Origin of the sequence: Pseudomonas sp. SR18 (assembly GCF_023701505.1) — a bacterium.
Lineage (GTDB): Bacteria > Pseudomonadota > Gammaproteobacteria > Pseudomonadales > Pseudomonadaceae > Aquipseudomonas > Aquipseudomonas cyclaminis.
The window spans coordinates 595,007-609,904 of sequence record NZ_JAMQAU010000001.1 but is presented as its reverse complement, the minus strand read 5'-3'; the positions used below and the strand labels follow the sequence as shown (position 1 = coordinate 609,904).

The 14,898-nt window shown below is 61.7% G+C and carries 15 protein-coding genes; 7 read left to right on the top strand and 8 right to left on the bottom strand.

From position 1 onward, the window contains the following. The first annotated feature begins 65 nt into the window (after window positions 1-65). From NDJ82_RS02885 to NDJ82_RS02865, 5 genes are all read left to right on the top strand, one after another. The gene (locus NDJ82_RS02885; RefSeq protein WP_099586384.1) at window positions 66-746 is read left to right on the top strand and encodes a response regulator; all 681 of its coding nucleotides are present in this window, start codon (window positions 66-68) and stop codon (window positions 744-746) included. Further along, complete coding sequence (locus NDJ82_RS02880) at window positions 743-2,065, top strand: ATP-binding protein (RefSeq protein ID WP_112196349.1); 1,323 nt, start codon at window positions 743-745, stop codon at window positions 2,063-2,065. The genes NDJ82_RS02885 and NDJ82_RS02880 overlap by 4 nt, the downstream gene beginning before the upstream one ends. Window positions 2,066-2,189: 124 nt before the next feature. Then, complete coding sequence (locus tag NDJ82_RS02875; RefSeq protein WP_158876851.1) at window positions 2,190-2,957, top strand: N-acetylmuramoyl-L-alanine amidase; 768 nt, start codon at window positions 2,190-2,192, stop codon at window positions 2,955-2,957. Window positions 2,958-3,118: 161 nt separating this feature from the next. After that, window positions 3,119-4,531, top strand: coding sequence for an aspartate aminotransferase family protein (locus tag NDJ82_RS02870; protein ID WP_112196347.1), 1,413 nt, complete (start codon window positions 3,119-3,121; stop codon window positions 4,529-4,531). A gap of 83 nt (window positions 4,532-4,614) precedes the next feature. After that, window positions 4,615-4,836, top strand: coding sequence for an MbtH family protein (locus NDJ82_RS02865; protein WP_017527671.1), 222 nt, complete (start codon window positions 4,615-4,617; stop codon window positions 4,834-4,836). Between the two features lie 96 nt (window positions 4,837-4,932). Here NDJ82_RS02865 and NDJ82_RS02860 read toward each other — a convergent pair whose 3' ends face one another. From NDJ82_RS02860 to minC, 7 genes are all read right to left on the bottom strand, one after another. After that, window positions 4,933-7,101 carry a mechanosensitive ion channel family protein gene (locus NDJ82_RS02860; protein ID WP_250924905.1) on the bottom strand — a complete coding sequence of 723 codons (2,169 nt, stop codon included), beginning with the start codon at window positions 7,099-7,101 and terminating at the stop codon, window positions 4,933-4,935. A 52-nt stretch (window positions 7,102-7,153) separates the two neighbouring features. Beyond that, window positions 7,154-7,330: a hypothetical protein gene (locus NDJ82_RS02855; RefSeq protein ID WP_010208820.1), complete on the bottom strand. Its 177-nt coding sequence runs from the start codon at window positions 7,328-7,330 to the stop codon at window positions 7,154-7,156. A 147-nt stretch (window positions 7,331-7,477) separates the two neighbouring features. Next, on the bottom strand, window positions 7,478-8,767 hold the full coding sequence (locus tag NDJ82_RS02850; RefSeq protein WP_099586379.1) for a M18 family aminopeptidase: 1,290 nt from the start codon (window positions 8,765-8,767) through the stop codon (window positions 7,478-7,480). Window positions 8,768-8,926: 159 nt separating this feature from the next. Continuing rightward, window positions 8,927-9,562 carry an RluA family pseudouridine synthase gene (locus NDJ82_RS02845; RefSeq protein WP_057721392.1) on the bottom strand — a complete coding sequence of 212 codons (636 nt, stop codon included), beginning with the start codon at window positions 9,560-9,562 and terminating at the stop codon, window positions 8,927-8,929. Window positions 9,563-9,658: 96 nt separating this feature from the next. Then, window positions 9,659-9,913, bottom strand: a complete 255-nt coding sequence (gene minE / locus NDJ82_RS02840) for a cell division topological specificity factor MinE (RefSeq protein WP_003175252.1) — start codon at window positions 9,911-9,913, stop codon at window positions 9,659-9,661. A gap of 3 nt (window positions 9,914-9,916) precedes the next feature. Next, window positions 9,917-10,729: a septum site-determining protein MinD gene (gene minD, locus NDJ82_RS02835; RefSeq protein WP_017737535.1), complete on the bottom strand. Its 813-nt coding sequence runs from the start codon at window positions 10,727-10,729 to the stop codon at window positions 9,917-9,919. Between the two features lie 200 nt (window positions 10,730-10,929). Next, the gene (gene minC / locus NDJ82_RS02830) at window positions 10,930-11,667 is read right to left on the bottom strand and encodes a septum site-determining protein MinC (RefSeq protein ID WP_099586400.1); all 738 of its coding nucleotides are present in this window, start codon (window positions 11,665-11,667) and stop codon (window positions 10,930-10,932) included. Between the two features lie 119 nt (window positions 11,668-11,786). Here minC and NDJ82_RS02825 point away from each other — a divergent pair, with 119 nt between their 5' ends. Together NDJ82_RS02825 and NDJ82_RS02820 are read left to right on the top strand one after the other, a co-directional pair. Next, window positions 11,787-12,722, top strand: coding sequence for a lipid A biosynthesis lauroyl acyltransferase (locus NDJ82_RS02825; protein ID WP_112196346.1), 936 nt, complete (start codon window positions 11,787-11,789; stop codon window positions 12,720-12,722). A 31-nt stretch (window positions 12,723-12,753) separates the two neighbouring features. Then, window positions 12,754-13,884 carry a patatin-like phospholipase family protein gene (locus tag NDJ82_RS02820; RefSeq protein WP_250924904.1) on the top strand — a complete coding sequence of 377 codons (1,131 nt, stop codon included), beginning with the start codon at window positions 12,754-12,756 and terminating at the stop codon, window positions 13,882-13,884. A gap of 43 nt (window positions 13,885-13,927) precedes the next feature. Here the strand turns inward: NDJ82_RS02820 and NDJ82_RS02815 are convergent, their stop codons facing one another. After that, window positions 13,928-14,713: an outer membrane protein OmpK gene (locus tag NDJ82_RS02815; protein WP_099586375.1), complete on the bottom strand. Its 786-nt coding sequence runs from the start codon at window positions 14,711-14,713 to the stop codon at window positions 13,928-13,930. Between the last annotated feature and the right edge of the window lie 185 nt (window positions 14,714-14,898).

Here is a 14,898-nt window from a genome sequence, read left to right as displayed (position 1 = left end):
CACGGCATAATCTGCGCTTAATCCGCTGCACCTTTAATCCCCCCATCTTTCATGAAGGGTTCACCATGCACGTACTGGTCTGTGAAGACGACGAACTGATTGCCAGCGGCATCGTGGCCGGCCTCACCGCCCAGGGCTTTACGGTTGAGCGCGTGGCCACGGCGGCGGCTGCGCGGGCGATGCTCAAGGCGGCGACCTTCGACATCATGGTGCTCGACCTCGGCCTGCCCGACGAAGACGGCCTCAAGCTGCTGCAGCAACTGCGCAGCCAGGGTCTGGAGATTCCGGTGCTGATCCTCACTGCGCGGGATTCGGTGACCAACCGCGTCGACGGCCTGCAAGCCGGCGCCGATGACTACCTGCTCAAACCCTTCGACCTGCGCGAACTGGCTGCCCGCCTGCAAACCCTGCTGCGCCGGATGGCGGGGCGCAGTGTCAACCTGATCGAACACGGCCGGTTGACCTATGACCCCAGCAGCCGCGAAACCCTGTTGGGCGGCCAGCCGGTGGATCTGTCCCGGCGTGAACAAGCGCTGCTGCAGGCGCTGCTGCACAACAAGGGCCGCGTGCTGTCCAGCGAGCAGCTCAAGGACAGCGTCTACGGCTTCAACGATGAGCTGGAGAGCAACGCCCTCAACGTGCATATCCACCACCTGCGGCGCAAATTGGGCAATGGCATTGTCGAGACCGTGCGCGGCCTGGGCTATCGCCTGGGCCCGGCGGATGACGGCGAGAACGCTTCGTGAAAAGCCTGCGCCTGCGCCTGACTTTCAAGCTCGGCGCCGCCTTCGTGCTGATCTGGGCCCTGGCAGCAGCCTGGATGCTCAACGACCTGCGCAACCAGATGATGTTCTCCCTCGACCAGCGCCTGGTGGCGTCGGCACGCATGGTGGCGGGGCTCACCGAGCAGATGCCGGGCCTGGCCAGTGTCAGCGGCGGCGCGCATTTCAGTGCCGAGCAACTGCACGTGCCGGGCGGCATGGCCTGCCAGGTCAGTTCCTTGCGCGGCGAAATCCTGGCGCGCAGCCACACCACGCCGGATCAGGGCCTGGAGTCGCAACGCAGCGGTTTTCGCGACCAGATGATCGACGGCGTGGGCTGGCGCAGCTTTACCCTGTCCCGTGGCGACCTGCTCATTACCACCGCCGACCGCCAGGTTGAGCGCGAGGCCCTGAACCTCTCGATCCTGCTGGCGGCGTCGGTGCCGGTGGGCGTGGCCATGCTCGGTTGCCTTTGCCTGCTGTGGCTGGGCATCGGCCAGAGCCTGCTGCCGCTCAACCGCATGCGCGACGCGCTGATGCGGCGCAGTGCCGATTCCCTCGAACCGCTGCAGATCCACCCGCTGCCCAGCGAACTCAAACCGCTGCTGGACACCCAGAACCAACTGTTGCAACGCATCGCCAAGACCATCGAGCGTGAACGCCGTCTCACCGGCGATGCCGCCCACGAACTGCGCAGCCCGCTGACGGCGATCAAGACCCACCTGCAAGTGGCGCGCATGACCGAAGGCGCGGCCCGCGACCAGTCCCTGGCCCACGCCGAGGAGGGCGCCGACCGCTTGCACCGTACCCTGGAGCAGTTGCTGCTGTTGGCCCGGGTGGAAGGCAGCCTGTCGTTTGACGATGGCCTGCAGTCCAGCGCCGAAGAAGTCGCACGGCTGGCGATCCAGGATGCCAATGCTGGCGATAATTCGCGCATCGATCTGATCCTGCCGCACAACCTGTCCGCTGCCCCGGTGGAAATGCCCGTGGGCCTGGCGGTTGCCGCCCTGCGTAACCTGCTGGACAACGCCTTGCGCCATACGCCGGCGGACACGCGGGTAGAGCTGAGTGTGTTCACCGCGCCAGATCAAGTGGTGTTCCGCGTGCGCGACCATGGCAAGCAGATTTCCAGTGAAGACCTGCAATACCTGACCCAGCGCTTCTGGCGCAATGGCAACAGCGAAGGCTGCGGCCTGGGCCTGGCGATCGTGCAAGCGATTGTGCAGCGCTGCTCCTGTTCACTGACATTCGACAGCCAGGCCGATGGCCTGCGTGTCGAGTTGGGCATGCCGCTGCGACGCTGAACGCCGTCCTTTCAAGTGCCAAATAATTACCACCCTCCTGACGTTCAAGTCTTCAGGATGGCGCTAATTTTTTTGCGCTTGAACGGGCCGAATGACTCGGCCTGTATTGAAAAGGATGGTTCTTATGTTGGTCATCGACACCAGTTTCCCAGCCAGGCACTTCAACGACCGCAACGGCGAGCCTGTGGGGCAACTGATCCTGCATTACACCGCCGCGCCGTTCGCGTCCTCCCTGCGAACCCTGACCCAGGACGGGGTCAGCGCCCACTATCTTCTGCCTGATCCCGATGAGCCCGGCTACCGCGCTGCCGGGTATGACGAACTGCGCGCGTTTCGCCTGGTGGATGAAACCAAGCGTGCGTGGCATGCCGGGGCGAGCCAATGGGCTGGGCGGGATAACCTCAATAGCCGTTCGATTGGTATCGAGATCGTCAACCTGGCGCGGGATGACGCGGGGGTGTTTACCTTTCCTGCGTACGCCCAGGAGCAGGTTTCGGTGTTGATTGCACTGGTGCGCGACATCCTCGGGCGTTACCCGCAGATCGGCCCGGCGGACATTCTCGGGCATTCGGACGTGGCGTATTGGCGCAAGAGTGATCCAGGGCCCCGGTTGCCTTGGCGATGCTTGTACGACGCCGGGGTTGGCGCCTGGTTTGATGAGGCGACGCGGGCGATGTACCAGCGTCGGTTTGGTGTGGGGCTGCCGCCGGAGGTAGAGGTCGAGCGGGCGTTTGAGCGGTATGGGTATAAGCCGGCGCAGAACCGACAGGCGTTTGCACAGCGCACGCGGGCGTTCCAGATGCACTTCAGGCCGCGAGATCACCGGGGCGTGTTGGATGCCGAGACGTGCGCGATCCTGTATGCCCTGAACGAAAAATACCGGGGACTTTGACGCCGAGTACCGTTCAACTGCATCCGCTAACGATCAATAGCCCTAAATCCCTCAGCCGCTGATGCGTTTCCAGAACAGGAAATCCGTGCGCATGCCCTTGGGCCAGACGCCAACGGATTGGCAGTTTGGTCACCATCATCAGCGTATTGAGGGACAGAGAGATGTCAGTCGCTACCAGCCGTATCGAAAGCGCCCCGGTGCATGGCAGCCCGGCGCCTGCGGAAACGCTCTACCAGTTCGATGAAACACCGCTGTTGGCCCGTCAACGCCAGCAGGAGTCCAACGCCCGCAGTTACCCGCGGCGCATTCCCCTGGCGCTCAAGCGTGCCAAGGGTATTTATGTGGAAGACGTGGAAGGCCGCCAGTTCATCGACTGCCTGGCCGGCGCTGGCACGCTGGCGCTGGGGCATAACCACCCGGTAGTGATCGAAGCCATCCAGCAAGTGCTGAGTGACGAACTGCCGTTGCACACCCTCGACCTGACGACACCGGTCAAGGATCAATTCGTACAGGATCTGTTTGGCCTGTTACCGGCCGAGCTGGCGCGGGAAGCCAAGATTCAGTTCTGTGGCCCTACCGGCACCGACGCGGTGGAAGCTGCGCTGAAACTGGTACGTACCGCCACCGGGCGCAGCACCGTGCTGTCGTTCCAGGGTGGCTATCACGGCATGAGCCAAGGCGCCTTGAGCCTGATGGGCAGCCTGGGGCCGAAGAAACCCTTGGGTGCGTTGCTGGGCAATGGCGTGCAGTTTCTGCCATTCCCCTATGACTACCGCTGCCCGTTTGGCCTGGGCGGTGCGCAAGGTGTGCAGGTCAACCTGCATTACCTGGAAAACCTGCTCAACGACCCGGAAGCCGGGGTATTGCTGCCCGCAGCGGTGATTGTTGAAGTGGTGCAGGGTGAGGGCGGCGTCATCCCGGCCGACCTCGACTGGCTGCGCGGCCTGCGGCGGATCACCGAGCAGGCGGGCGTGGCGTTGATCGTCGATGAAATCCAGAGCGGTTTTGGGCGCACCGGCAAGATGTTCGCCTTTGAACACGCCGGCATCATTCCGGACGTGGTGGTGATGTCCAAGGCCATCGGCGGCAGCTTGCCGCTGGCGGTGGTGGTGTACCGCGATTGGCTCGACACCTGGCTGCCGGGCGCCCATGCCGGTACGTTCCGTGGCAATCAGATGGCGATGGCGGCGGGTTCGGCGGTGATGCGCTACCTCAAGGAACACGATCTGCCCGGCCATGCGGCAGCGATGGGCGAGCGCCTCGGCGAACACCTGCGCATCCTGCAACGGGACTTCCCGCAGTTGGGCGATATTCGCGGCCGCGGGCTGATGCTCGGCGTGGAGTTGGTGGACCCGGACGGTACCCTCGACATCCAGGGCCACCCACCGGTGCACCGCCAATTGGCGCCGCTGGTACAGCGCGAGTGCCTCAAGCGCGGACTGATCCTGGAACTGGGCGGCCGTCATGGCAGCGTAGTGCGCTTCCTGCCGCCGCTGGTGATCACCGCCGCAGAAGTCGACCGTGTGGCCGAGATCTTCGGGCGCGCCCTGGCCGCCGCTGTGGCCAGCCTCTAATTTTTCGACGGTTTGGTACGTTTCTACAGATATCAGTGCTGCGCGTGGTGCGCAGCCAGCTTTTTTTGCGATGGAGAACAGCAATGACCTCAGTATTTGACCGCGACGACATCCTGTTTCAGGTAGTGGTCAACCATGAAGAACAGTATTCCATCTGGCCCGACTACAAGGCCGTGCCGGAAGGCTGGCGCACCGTAGGCAAGAGCGGCCTGAAGAAAGAGTGCCTGGCCTACATCGAAGAAACCTGGACCGATATGCGCCCGCTGAGCCTGCGTCAGAAGATGGATGGCGCGGCACTGGCCTGAGGTAATCAGGCTTTATGTGGCGAGCGGGCTTGTTGTGGTGAGCGGCAGGCCCGCTCACCACAACAAGCCCGCTTGGCAACGGTGGGTGCGATGCCTTCAAGCTTCCTTCTCTTTCTCCAGCCCACCCGACGCCCCCGTGACCACCTGCACACTCAAGCGCGGTGTGGCCAGGTCCAACCCCGCTTCGTCCAGATGCCGTTTCAGCGACAGGTTGAACGCCCGCGACACTTCCCACTGTTTGATCGGCGCCGTTTTGAACCGTGCCCGCAGGATCGCGCTGCCTGACTCAAAACTTTCCACGCCCTGAATCTCCAGCGGCGACCAGATGTTGCGGCGCTGCAGCGGGTCGTTGCGCATTTTCTGGCCGACATCGCGGATCAGCTTGATCGCGTTATCAATGTCCATGTTGTACGGGATCGCCACGCGGAAGATCGCGTAGCCGAACTCCCGCGAGTAGTTCTTGATGCTCTTGATCTCGCTGAACGGAATCGTGTGCACAATCCCGTCGATGTCGCGCAGGCGCACGGTGCGGATAGTCAGGCCCTCGACGGTGCCGAGGTGGCCGCCCACGTCCACGTAGTCATCGATTGCCAGGGAGTCTTCGATGATGATGAACAGGCCGGTGATCAAATCCGCCACCAGCGACTGCGCACCAAAACCGATGGCCAGGCCGATTACACCGGCACCGGCCAGCAGCGGCGTGACGTTCATGCCCATGTTCGCCAGGGCGACGATGGCGGCGATGATGAAAATCGTCACGAACAGCACGTTGCGGATCAACGGCATCATGGTCTGCGCCCGCGCATTGGCCAGGCCTTTGCGCGAGCGGGTGAGGGCGTGGTGAATTGCCGTGTCGCTGAGGATCCAGATCAACCAGGCAAACAGCAGCGTGCCTGCCAGGCCGAACAGTTTGACCGCGATTTCATGCCCCTCGCCTTCGGTAAAGCCAATCAGCGACAGGCCCCAGACCCGCAGGCCCAGTTCGATAAACACCAGCCACACCACCAGGTGAGCCAGGGTGTAGATGAAGCTTTTCAGGCGCTCGGAGTACAGCGCATGGCGCTTGTGCCCGCGTTGCGGCTTGAGGGCATGGCGACGCACCAGGCCATTGATCACCATGCACAACACCAGCAATACCGTGCACAGCAGCGATTGACGCAGGGCGGTGCTGGTGTCGCCGGCAGAGACGAACGTGGCAAACAGGGAAATACCCACCAGCAGCAGGGCCGGGATGTACCAGAACGAGCCGATGATCTCGATGGTGTCACTGAGGGCGCGCCGTGTGAGGCGGCGTGACAGCGGCTGGTTGCGGATCAGGTGGGCGATCGGCCGGCGAAAACGCAGGATAAACACGCCAGTGGACAGCGCCGCCATCACATTGGCGACGGTTGCGGCGGTGTGCGACAGGTGTTGGCCGAGGGCCGTTACCAGGCGCGGGTCGCTCAGGGCTTCGCCAAAGGCGGCGAAGCTGCCGATCCACCACAGCGGACGAAAGGCCTGGTGCCGCAGGATGTACAGCGCGCGATGGCGGTGCGGGCCGTCGAGTAGCGAGAAGGCGATCACGCAGATGGCCGAGAAACAGGTGCCGACCACCAACGCATAAGCCAGTACCATCGCCAGGGACTTGCCCAGGGACGAGGGCAGCGCGTAGCTCATGTACACGGTGATCACCAGCGCGATCAGCCACGGCCCGAGTTTGCGCAGGGCAAAGCGCACCATGTCCCAGGTACGTGGGTGCTGCGGCAACTCTTCAGGCAGGCCGAACCGTTCGCGGATGCGGTGGCTGAGCCATATCAACGCATAGGCGAGCAGGCTCCACACCGCCAGAATCAGCGCGAAACCAAAGATGATCGGCAGCCATTCGCTGGCCGGCAGCATCAGCGCATCGAGCTCGTCCTTGGCCAGGTCGATCTCATTGGACCAGCGCCCCAGCGGGCTGTCGTTACCGGAAAACTGTTGCTCAAGGGTCGACAGCGTGTTGCCGATCAGCCCGAGCACGCCTTGTTCGGCGGCCGGCTGGGCTTTTTGCGTGGCGGCACGCAGCTTTTTCAGGTCGCTGAGCAGTTGGGTGCGTTGCTGGTCGTTTTCCAGGGTCTTGATCACCTCGTCCAGCGATTGGCCGAGGGGCACTTCTGCCTGGGGTTGTGACTTGTTGGTGCTGCCCAGCAGGCCGGGCAGGCCGACCGCCTGGGCAGACGCCAGGGGCAGCAGGGTGAGCAGGGCGATCAGCAGGTAGCAGGGCAGAGCAAACAGACGGGAAAACACGAGGCGTTCAACCTTGGAAACGACGGGTTGAGCGAGTGTACGAGTGCACGGGTCATTCGGCCAGTTTGGCGAGGATCTTGTACACCACAGTGCCCAGGATCAGCAGCATACCGATCCACATGCCGAACACGCCGAGGGGTTTGTCGCGAAAATTGAAGCCGACCGCGAGCATGATCATGCCGATCAGGATAGGGATAAGCATGGCGTGGAAGGAAGACATGGAGATCATGGGGCGACGGCCTTGTCGGAGTGGGAATACTGACAAGTCTAGGTCGGATTGCGGGAAGTGCAGGTGATATAGATCAGGTGTACGCAAAACCAAATGTGGGAGGGGGCAAGCCCCCTCCCACATTTTTGACTGTATTCAGCCTTTGGATCAGGGCAAGTCGTGGCTGGCGTAGAACGCGCCCAACACCTTCACCAGATGCGCCAGGTCATGGCTGCCGCACAGTTCACGAATGGAATGCATGGCAAACGTCGGCAGGCCGATGTCCACGGTGCGCACGCCCAGGTGGCTGGCGGTGATCGGGCCGATGGTCGAGCCGCAACCCATGTCGCTGCGCACGACAAAGCTCTGTACCGGCACTTCCTCGGCCATGCACAGATGGCGGAAGAACCCGGCGGTTTCGCTGTTGGTGGCGTAGCGCTGGTTGCTGTTGACCTTGATCACCGGGCCGGCGTTGAGCTTGGGACCGTGGTTGGCGTCGTGCTTGTCGGCGTAGTTCGGGTGCACGCCGTGGGCGTTGTCCGCAGACACCAACAGAGATTTCTGAATGGTGCGTACGAACTCATCACCTTCGGGCAACAGGCGGCGCAGGGTCTGTTCCAGCATCGGGCCATCGGCGCCGCAGGCCGAGCAGGAACCGACTTCTTCGTGGTCGTTGCACACCAGCACGCAGGTTTCGTCGCTTTCGCTGGTGAGCAAGGCTTGCAGGCCGGCGTAGCAGGACAGCAGGTTGTCCAGGCGCGCGCCGGCGATAAAGTCGCCATTAAGGCCAATCACGGCCGCACTCTGGGTATCGTAGAAGCTCAGCTCGTAGTCGAGCACCACGTCGGCGTTCAACCCGTGCTCGCGTGCCAGTTGCTCGGTGAGCACGGCACGGAAGTCCACGCGCTCGTCACCGGCAAATTGCGCGAGAATCGGCGGCAGTTCGGTCTGGGCATTGATCGCCCAGCCCTGGTTGGCTTCACGGTTCAGGTGAATGGCCAGGTTGGGGATGATGGCGATGGGCAGTTTGAAGTCGATCAGCTGGCTTTCGACCTTGCCGTCGCGGCGGAACGTCACGCGGCCGGCCAGGGACAGGTCACGGTCGAACCACGGGGCCAGCAAGGCGCCACCGTAGACTTCCACACCTAATTGCCAGAAACCCTGGCGTTGCAGCTCGGGCTGGGGTTTGACCCGCAGGCACGGGCTGTCGGTATGGGCGCCGACCAGGCGAATCCCGCCCTGCAGCGGCGAGTGGCGGCCGAGCTTGAAGGCGATGATCGAGGAGTCATTGCGGGTCACGTAATAGCGACCGTTGGCTTCGGTGGTCCAGGTTTCGCGCTCGTCGAGACGCTGGTAACCGGCCGCTTCCAGGCGCTGGGCCAGGGCGGCAGTGGCATGAAAAGGAGTAGGGGAGGCCTTGAGGAAGTCGATCAGGCCTTGATTCAACGCTTCGCGCATAAATAGCTCCAGACAGCAGTGCGCGGAGTTTACCGTCCGATGGCCAGAAGTGCACAGAACAAATGTGGGAGGGGGCTTGCCCCCGATAGCGGTAATCCGTAGCAGCTGCCGAGCGCAATCGGGGGCAAGTCCCCTCCCACATTTGACTGTGTTCACAGCTTAAAAGGGGGCAGGGCACTCAAAGCGCAAGCGCTCACCGCTTTGCGGGTGAGTGAAGCTCAGCATGCTCGCGTGCAGACACAAGCGCGGCCAGGCAGCCAGGGCCTGTTCATGGGCATACAGCCCGTCGCCGAGCAACGGGTGCCCAATGGACAGCATATGCACACGCAGCTGATGCGAGCGCCCGGTGATCGGCGTCAGCTCCACGCGGCACCAGTCCCCACAACGCTCCAGCACTTTCCAGAAGGTCAGCGCATGCTTGCCGAACTCATGGTCCACCACATGCCGGGGCTTGGTCGGCGGGTCGTAGCGCAGGGGCAGGTCGATGCTGCCGCTGTCCAGTTCCGGCTGGCCCCAGGCCAATGCGGTGTAGGCTTTTTCGGTTTCGCGGTCGTGAAACTGACGGGACAGTTCGCGATGGCTATCGGCGTCCCGGGCCAGCAGGATGATCCCCGAGGTTTCCCAGTCCAGTCGATGGACGATGCGGGCTTCGGGGTAGCCGTTTTCCTGCAGGCGGGTGATCAGGCAATCCTTGTTGTCGTCGGCGCGGCCAGGCACCGAGAGCAGCAGGGTCGGCTTGTTCACCACCAGGACAGCGTCGTCCTGATGCAGGATATGGATATTGGACAGCGGCATTAAACAGCCTCGCAACAAACGCCAACGGCGGCTCGACCACCCGGTTCCCGCAAGGGGATCAAGGTGATCGAGCCGCCGTGGCGGCCGCCTGTTCGATCAACGATCAGGCAGGGTGATATTGAGTTCCAGAATCGAGCAGCTGCCGTCATTTTCCAGAGCGACATGCACGTCATCGTTGCCGATATTGACGTACTTGCGTATCACCTCGACCAGTTCCTTCTGCAAGGCGGGCAGGTAGTCCGGGGTGCTGCGTTGGCCGCGTTCGTGCGCCACGATGATCTGTAGACGCTCTTTCGCGACCGACGCGGTGCTTGGCTTTTTGTTGGCGCGAAAGAAGTCGAGAAATTTCATTGTTTAGTTGCCTCCAAAGATACGCTCGAAGAATCCCTTCTTCTTTACATCGAGGAAGCGATGTTCCACGGTCTTGCCCAGCAAGCGATCAACCGCATCGCTGTACGCCTGGCCGGCGTCGCTCTGGTCGTCAAGAATCACCGGCACGCCCTGGTTGGAAGCCTTCAGGACTGCTTGGGATTCCGGGATCACGCCCAGCAGGGTGACCGCGAGGATGTCCTTGACGTCTTCAACGCCAAGCATTTCGCCATTGCTGACGCGCTCAGGGTTGTAACGGGTGAGCAGCAGGTGCTCCTTGATCGGGTCTTCGCCTTTTTCGGCGCGCTGGGACTTGCTGGCCAGCAGGCCGAGCATGCGGTCCGAGTCACGTACGGAGGACACTTCCGGGTTGGTCACCACGATCGCTTCATCGGCGAAGTACATCGCCAGGTGAGCACCGGTTTCGATACCGGCCGGGGAGTCGCACACCACGTATTCGAAGGTTTCCTTCAGTTCAGCGAGGACTTTGCCTACGCCTTCCTTGGTCAACGCATCTTTGTCACGGGTCTGGCTGGCGGCCAGCACGTACAGGTTCTCAAGGCGCTTGTCCTTGATCAGGGCCTGTTGCAGGTTGGCTTCGCCGTTCACCACGTTGACGAAGTCATACACCACGCGGCGTTCGCAGCCCATGATCAGGTCGAGGTTACGCAAACCGACGTCGAAGTCGACGATGACTGTCTTGTGGCCGCGCAGAGCGAGACCGGTACCGATAGCGGCGCTGGTGGTGGTCTTACCCACACCACCCTTGCCGGATGTAACCACGAGAATCTTGGCCAAGGTGTTTCACCCCTAAGGAAAAAGGACTTTTCAGTCCCTGAAAAACATCTCTTGGAACTCGCCGCAGGCGGACAGCCATTGTAGGAAAAAGATGTGGTTTCCATGGGGAAACGCCAACTTCCAATTATTCCTACGCAAGTCTTGCCGGTTTCGCTGTGCTATCAGAGTCTAGAGATGCTTGGAAAATGCGGCAGTATCCGTTAAAGACGGATGATGTTCAACACGTCGCCCGAAAGGCTGACCTGCACCCCGGCCCCCCACAGCGGATCACGGCGCAAATCTTCGGAAACCTTGTACCGACCCGCGATGGACACTAGCTCAGCGGTCAATTGCTGGCAAAAAATACGGGCCTTGGTATCGCCCTTGATGCCGGCGAGGGCACGTCCGCGCATCGGGCCGTATACATGGATATTGCCATCAGCCAGAAGTTCCGCGCCGGGACTGACCGAGGAGATCACTACCAGGTCGCTTCCCTCTGCGTAAATTTGCTGCCCACCGCGTACGGGCGAGGTGATGATCTTTGTAGGCTTGATCGTCGGCTCCGGTGGTTTTTCCGGTTTTTTCTTCTCTTCACCGACCAATGGTTCGAGCGGACGCTCGCGTGCGCCGGACGGTGGCAGTACTGGCAGTTCAATGGCGATGGCTGCGGCAATGTCTTCGATACGGCTGGCACGAATGGCCAGCGTACGCAGGCCGTGGGAGCGGCACACGCGCATCAGGCCGGGCAGATCGACCGCGCCCTGGCCGGCAGGCAGTTTGTCCAGGGCCAGCACCAGCGGGGCGTTGTTGAAGAAATTGGGCGCCAGGGCGACCTTGGCGGCGAGCTGGCGGTCCAGGGCGTCGAGGTCGTTGCGGGCGAGTTCCAGCACGGTGATGGCGAGCATGCTGCCTTTCAGCTGGAACACGGGATCTTGGTCTAGCGGTTCGGTTTGGCTCATGGTCGGCATAAAGCGGCTTGTCACGAAAAGTGTCGAGACTTATAACGAGAACATCCACTGGCCGCAAGCCGGGTCGAACCGTTGTAGAATGCGCGGCCCTGTCTTTACCGGAATCTGTAATGGATCGCCCGCGTTTTCGAGCTGCATTTTTTCACCCGCGTTTCTGGCTGTTATGGCTTGGGCTCGGCCTGCTGTGGCTGGTCACCCAATTGCCTTACCGCGCCCTGCTGGCCATTGGTCGGTTGTTGGGTGCGGGCATGTACCGTGTGGCTGGCGAACGTCGCCGCATCGCCGCACGAAACCTGGAACTGTGCTTCCCGGAAAAAACCGCCGAAGAGCGTAAGCAGTTGCTCAAGGAAAACTTTGCCTCCACCGGCATCGCCTTCTTTGAGATGGCCATGAGCTGGTGGTGGTCGCGCCAGCGTCTGTCGCGCCTGGCCCACGTCGAGGGCCTTGAACACCTCAAGCAGGCCCAGTTGGATGGCAAGGGCGTGATCCTCATGGCCCTGCACTTCACCACCCTGGAAATCGGCGCGGCACTGTTGGGCCAGAAGCACACCATCGATGGGATGTACCGCGAGCACGGCAACCCGCTGTTCGACTTTATCCAGCGCCGTGGCCGCGAGCGCCACAACCTCGATTCCCTGGCCATTGAGCGCGAAGACGTGCGCGGCATGCTCAAGCTGCTGCGCGCCGGCCGCGCCATCTGGTACGCACCGGACCAGGACTACGGCGCCAAGCAAAGCATCTTCGTGCCGCTGTTCGGCATCCAGGCCGCCACCGTCACCGCCACCAGCAAGTTCGCCCGTCTGGGCAAGGCGCTGGTGGTGCCGTTCACCCAGGAACGCCTGGCGGATGGCAGCGGTTACCGCCTGGTGATCCACCCGCCGTTGACCGACTTCCCTGGCGAAAGCGATGAGGTGGACTGTCTGCGCATCAACCAGTGGGTCGAAGCCTCTGTACGCGAATGCCCCGAGCAATACCTGTGGACCCATCGCCGCTTCAAGAGCCGGCCACCGGGCGAACCCAAGCTGTACGAAAAACGCCGCCGATAAGACAGATTTTTCCCCGACACGGAGTGATGCGATGCGCCCAACTGAACCGGTAACAGGCTTGATTCTTTCCGGCGGCGGGGCGCGAGCGGCGTATCAGGTGGGGGTGTTGGCGGCGATTGCCGAATTGCTGCCACCGGGGGCACCCAACCCGTTTCCGGTGATCGTCGGCACGTCGGCGGGGGCGATCAATGCGGTGAGCCTGGCCAGTGGGGCGATGGATTTCACGGCAGCCGTCCAGCGCCTTACAGCATTCTGGCAGGGCTTTCGCAGCCATCTGGTATTGCGCAGCGATTGGCCCGGTGTGATCCGTCAGGCGAGTCGCTTCCTGATCCACAGCCTGCTGGGTCTGGGGCGGCAATTTCCGGTAGCGCTGCTCAACAGTTCGCCACTGCGTGATCTGCTGCAGGACAAGCTGCATCTGGCAGGTATCGACGAGGCGATCCGGAACAAACATCTGCATGCGGTTGCGGTCACGGCGTTCGGCTATGAGTCCGGGCAAGCGGTGACCTTCTATCAGGGCGGCGGCACCATCAATGCCTGGCTGCGTCACCGCCGCATTGGCGTACCCACCGCGCTTACGGTAGAGCACTTGCTGGCCAGTTCGGCGATCCCGTTATTGTTTGCCCCGGTGAAACTCGACCAGGAGTATTTCGGCGACGGCGCAGTGCGCCAATCAGCACCGATCAGCCCGGCCCTGCATCTGGGCGCAAGCCGCGTGCTGGTGGTGGGCGTCAGCGGCAACCCACGGGGCAATGAACCGGCGGTGCAGCGCAGCTTCACCGGCCAGGAACCGACCCTGGCGCAGATCGGCGGGCATATGCTCAACAGTACGTTCATTGACAGCCTGGAAAGCGACATCGAGTTGCTGGAGCGCTTGAATCAGTTCAGTCATGCCGCGCCTGGGTTGGCGGCGGTAGAGGTGCTGGTGATTGCGCCGAGCCAGCCGATCGATGAAATTGCGGCGCGGCATCGCCAGGAATTGCCGGCGGCGTTGCGTCTGTTTCTGAGGGGGCCGGGGGCGACCAAGACGAGCGGGGCAGGGGTGTTGAGTTACCTGCTGTTCGAGGCGGGGTATTGCAGCGAGTTGATTGAGTTGGGTAGGAAAGATGCGCTGGCCAAGCGCGAAGAAATCAGCCGGTTCCTGGGACTTGAATCAATCTAAATGTGGGAGGGGGCAAGCCCCCCCACTAATTTTTTAGTGTCGGTTAGAAGTGATACTTGACCAGGAAGCTCGCTGTGTCCTGAGTCGTCTTGAACGCCCCAGAATCTTCGATCCCGTACTTGTTCTTCCAGTAGTCGTATTCAAAACCTACATACAATTGCTTGTCGCCCCAATGCAGCGCCTTGCCCAGGTCGTATTTAACCTGTGGGTTGAAGTGCAGGTTGGCGTGGTAGGTGCCACGGGCGTTCTTGTCGTTGTCCACCACCCAATCCATAAAGCCATCGATCAGGATGTCGGAGTTGCCCACCGGCAGGGTGTACGACCACACCGGGGTGATCTGCCAAACGCCATCACCCGGGCGATTGCCTTCGGTCTGGCGCTGGTAGAAGTTCAGCTGGAAGTAGTCGAAACCAGGGATGTTCAAATCGAACGCCGGGCCGAGCAGGTACGATTCGTTATCGCCTTCGCCGAACTCGTAAGTGAAGGCCAGCAGCACATCCTTGATCGGGCCGAAGGACAGGTCTTTGTCGAGGATCTTGCCGAATGACAACCGTGGGCTGATCTCGCCGTAGTAGGTGCTTGGGCCGACGTTGCCGTCTTCCTTGCCGTTGTAGAAGATGCGGTCGACGAATACAAAATTGTCGCCGTACTTCCACGCATCGGCGTGTTCGAAAGTGACGGTTTGCTGGATCTGCGGGTTGACGGTAAAGCTCTTGCCCCACAGGTACGTCAGGCTGTTGTTCTGCCACTGCAACAAGTCACCGGCCACGGCCTGGCCACCCGCCAGCAGGGATCCTGCCAGCATCAGGCCTTTGAACATAGGTTTCATTCGGTTGCTCCCGAGTTAAGATTTTTTGGTTTTTCTTCTACGCAGGCGCTCTAGTGCGGCGCCTTTTGGATCGCTGAAAGTGGTCTGAATGGTCAGCTTTATGGTTATAGCAAGAGCCGCGCCAAGGCGCTAAACAACCGTCAATTCAAGCGGGCGCGGAGAATACTGGCTCTCACGTCTTGGCT

Coding starts and splice junctions, on each gene's coding strand:
- NDJ82_RS02885 (WP_099586384.1), top strand. CDS start 66: ATGCACGTACTGGTCTGTGAAGACGACGAACTGATTGCCAGCGGCATC.
- NDJ82_RS02875 (WP_158876851.1), top strand. CDS start 2,190: ATGTTGGTCATCGACACCAGTTTCCCAGCCAGGCACTTCAACGACCGC.
- NDJ82_RS02870 (WP_112196347.1), top strand. CDS start 3,119: ATGTCAGTCGCTACCAGCCGTATCGAAAGCGCCCCGGTGCATGGCAGC.
- NDJ82_RS02865 (WP_017527671.1), top strand. CDS start 4,615: ATGACCTCAGTATTTGACCGCGACGACATCCTGTTTCAGGTAGTGGTC.
- NDJ82_RS02855 (WP_010208820.1), bottom strand. CDS start 7,330: ATGATCTCCATGTCTTCCTTCCACGCCATGCTTATCCCTATCCTGATC.
- NDJ82_RS02850 (WP_099586379.1), bottom strand. CDS start 8,767: ATGCGCGAAGCGTTGAATCAAGGCCTGATCGACTTCCTCAAGGCCTCC.
- NDJ82_RS02845 (WP_057721392.1), bottom strand. CDS start 9,562: ATGCCGCTGTCCAATATCCATATCCTGCATCAGGACGACGCTGTCCTG.
- minE (WP_003175252.1), bottom strand. CDS start 9,913: ATGAAATTTCTCGACTTCTTTCGCGCCAACAAAAAGCCAAGCACCGCG.
- minC (WP_099586400.1), bottom strand. CDS start 11,667: ATGAGCCAAACCGAACCGCTAGACCAAGATCCCGTGTTCCAGCTGAAA.
- NDJ82_RS02825 (WP_112196346.1), top strand. CDS start 11,787: ATGGATCGCCCGCGTTTTCGAGCTGCATTTTTTCACCCGCGTTTCTGG.
- NDJ82_RS02820 (WP_250924904.1), top strand. CDS start 12,754: ATGCGCCCAACTGAACCGGTAACAGGCTTGATTCTTTCCGGCGGCGGG.
- NDJ82_RS02815 (WP_099586375.1), bottom strand. CDS start 14,713: ATGAAACCTATGTTCAAAGGCCTGATGCTGGCAGGATCCCTGCTGGCG.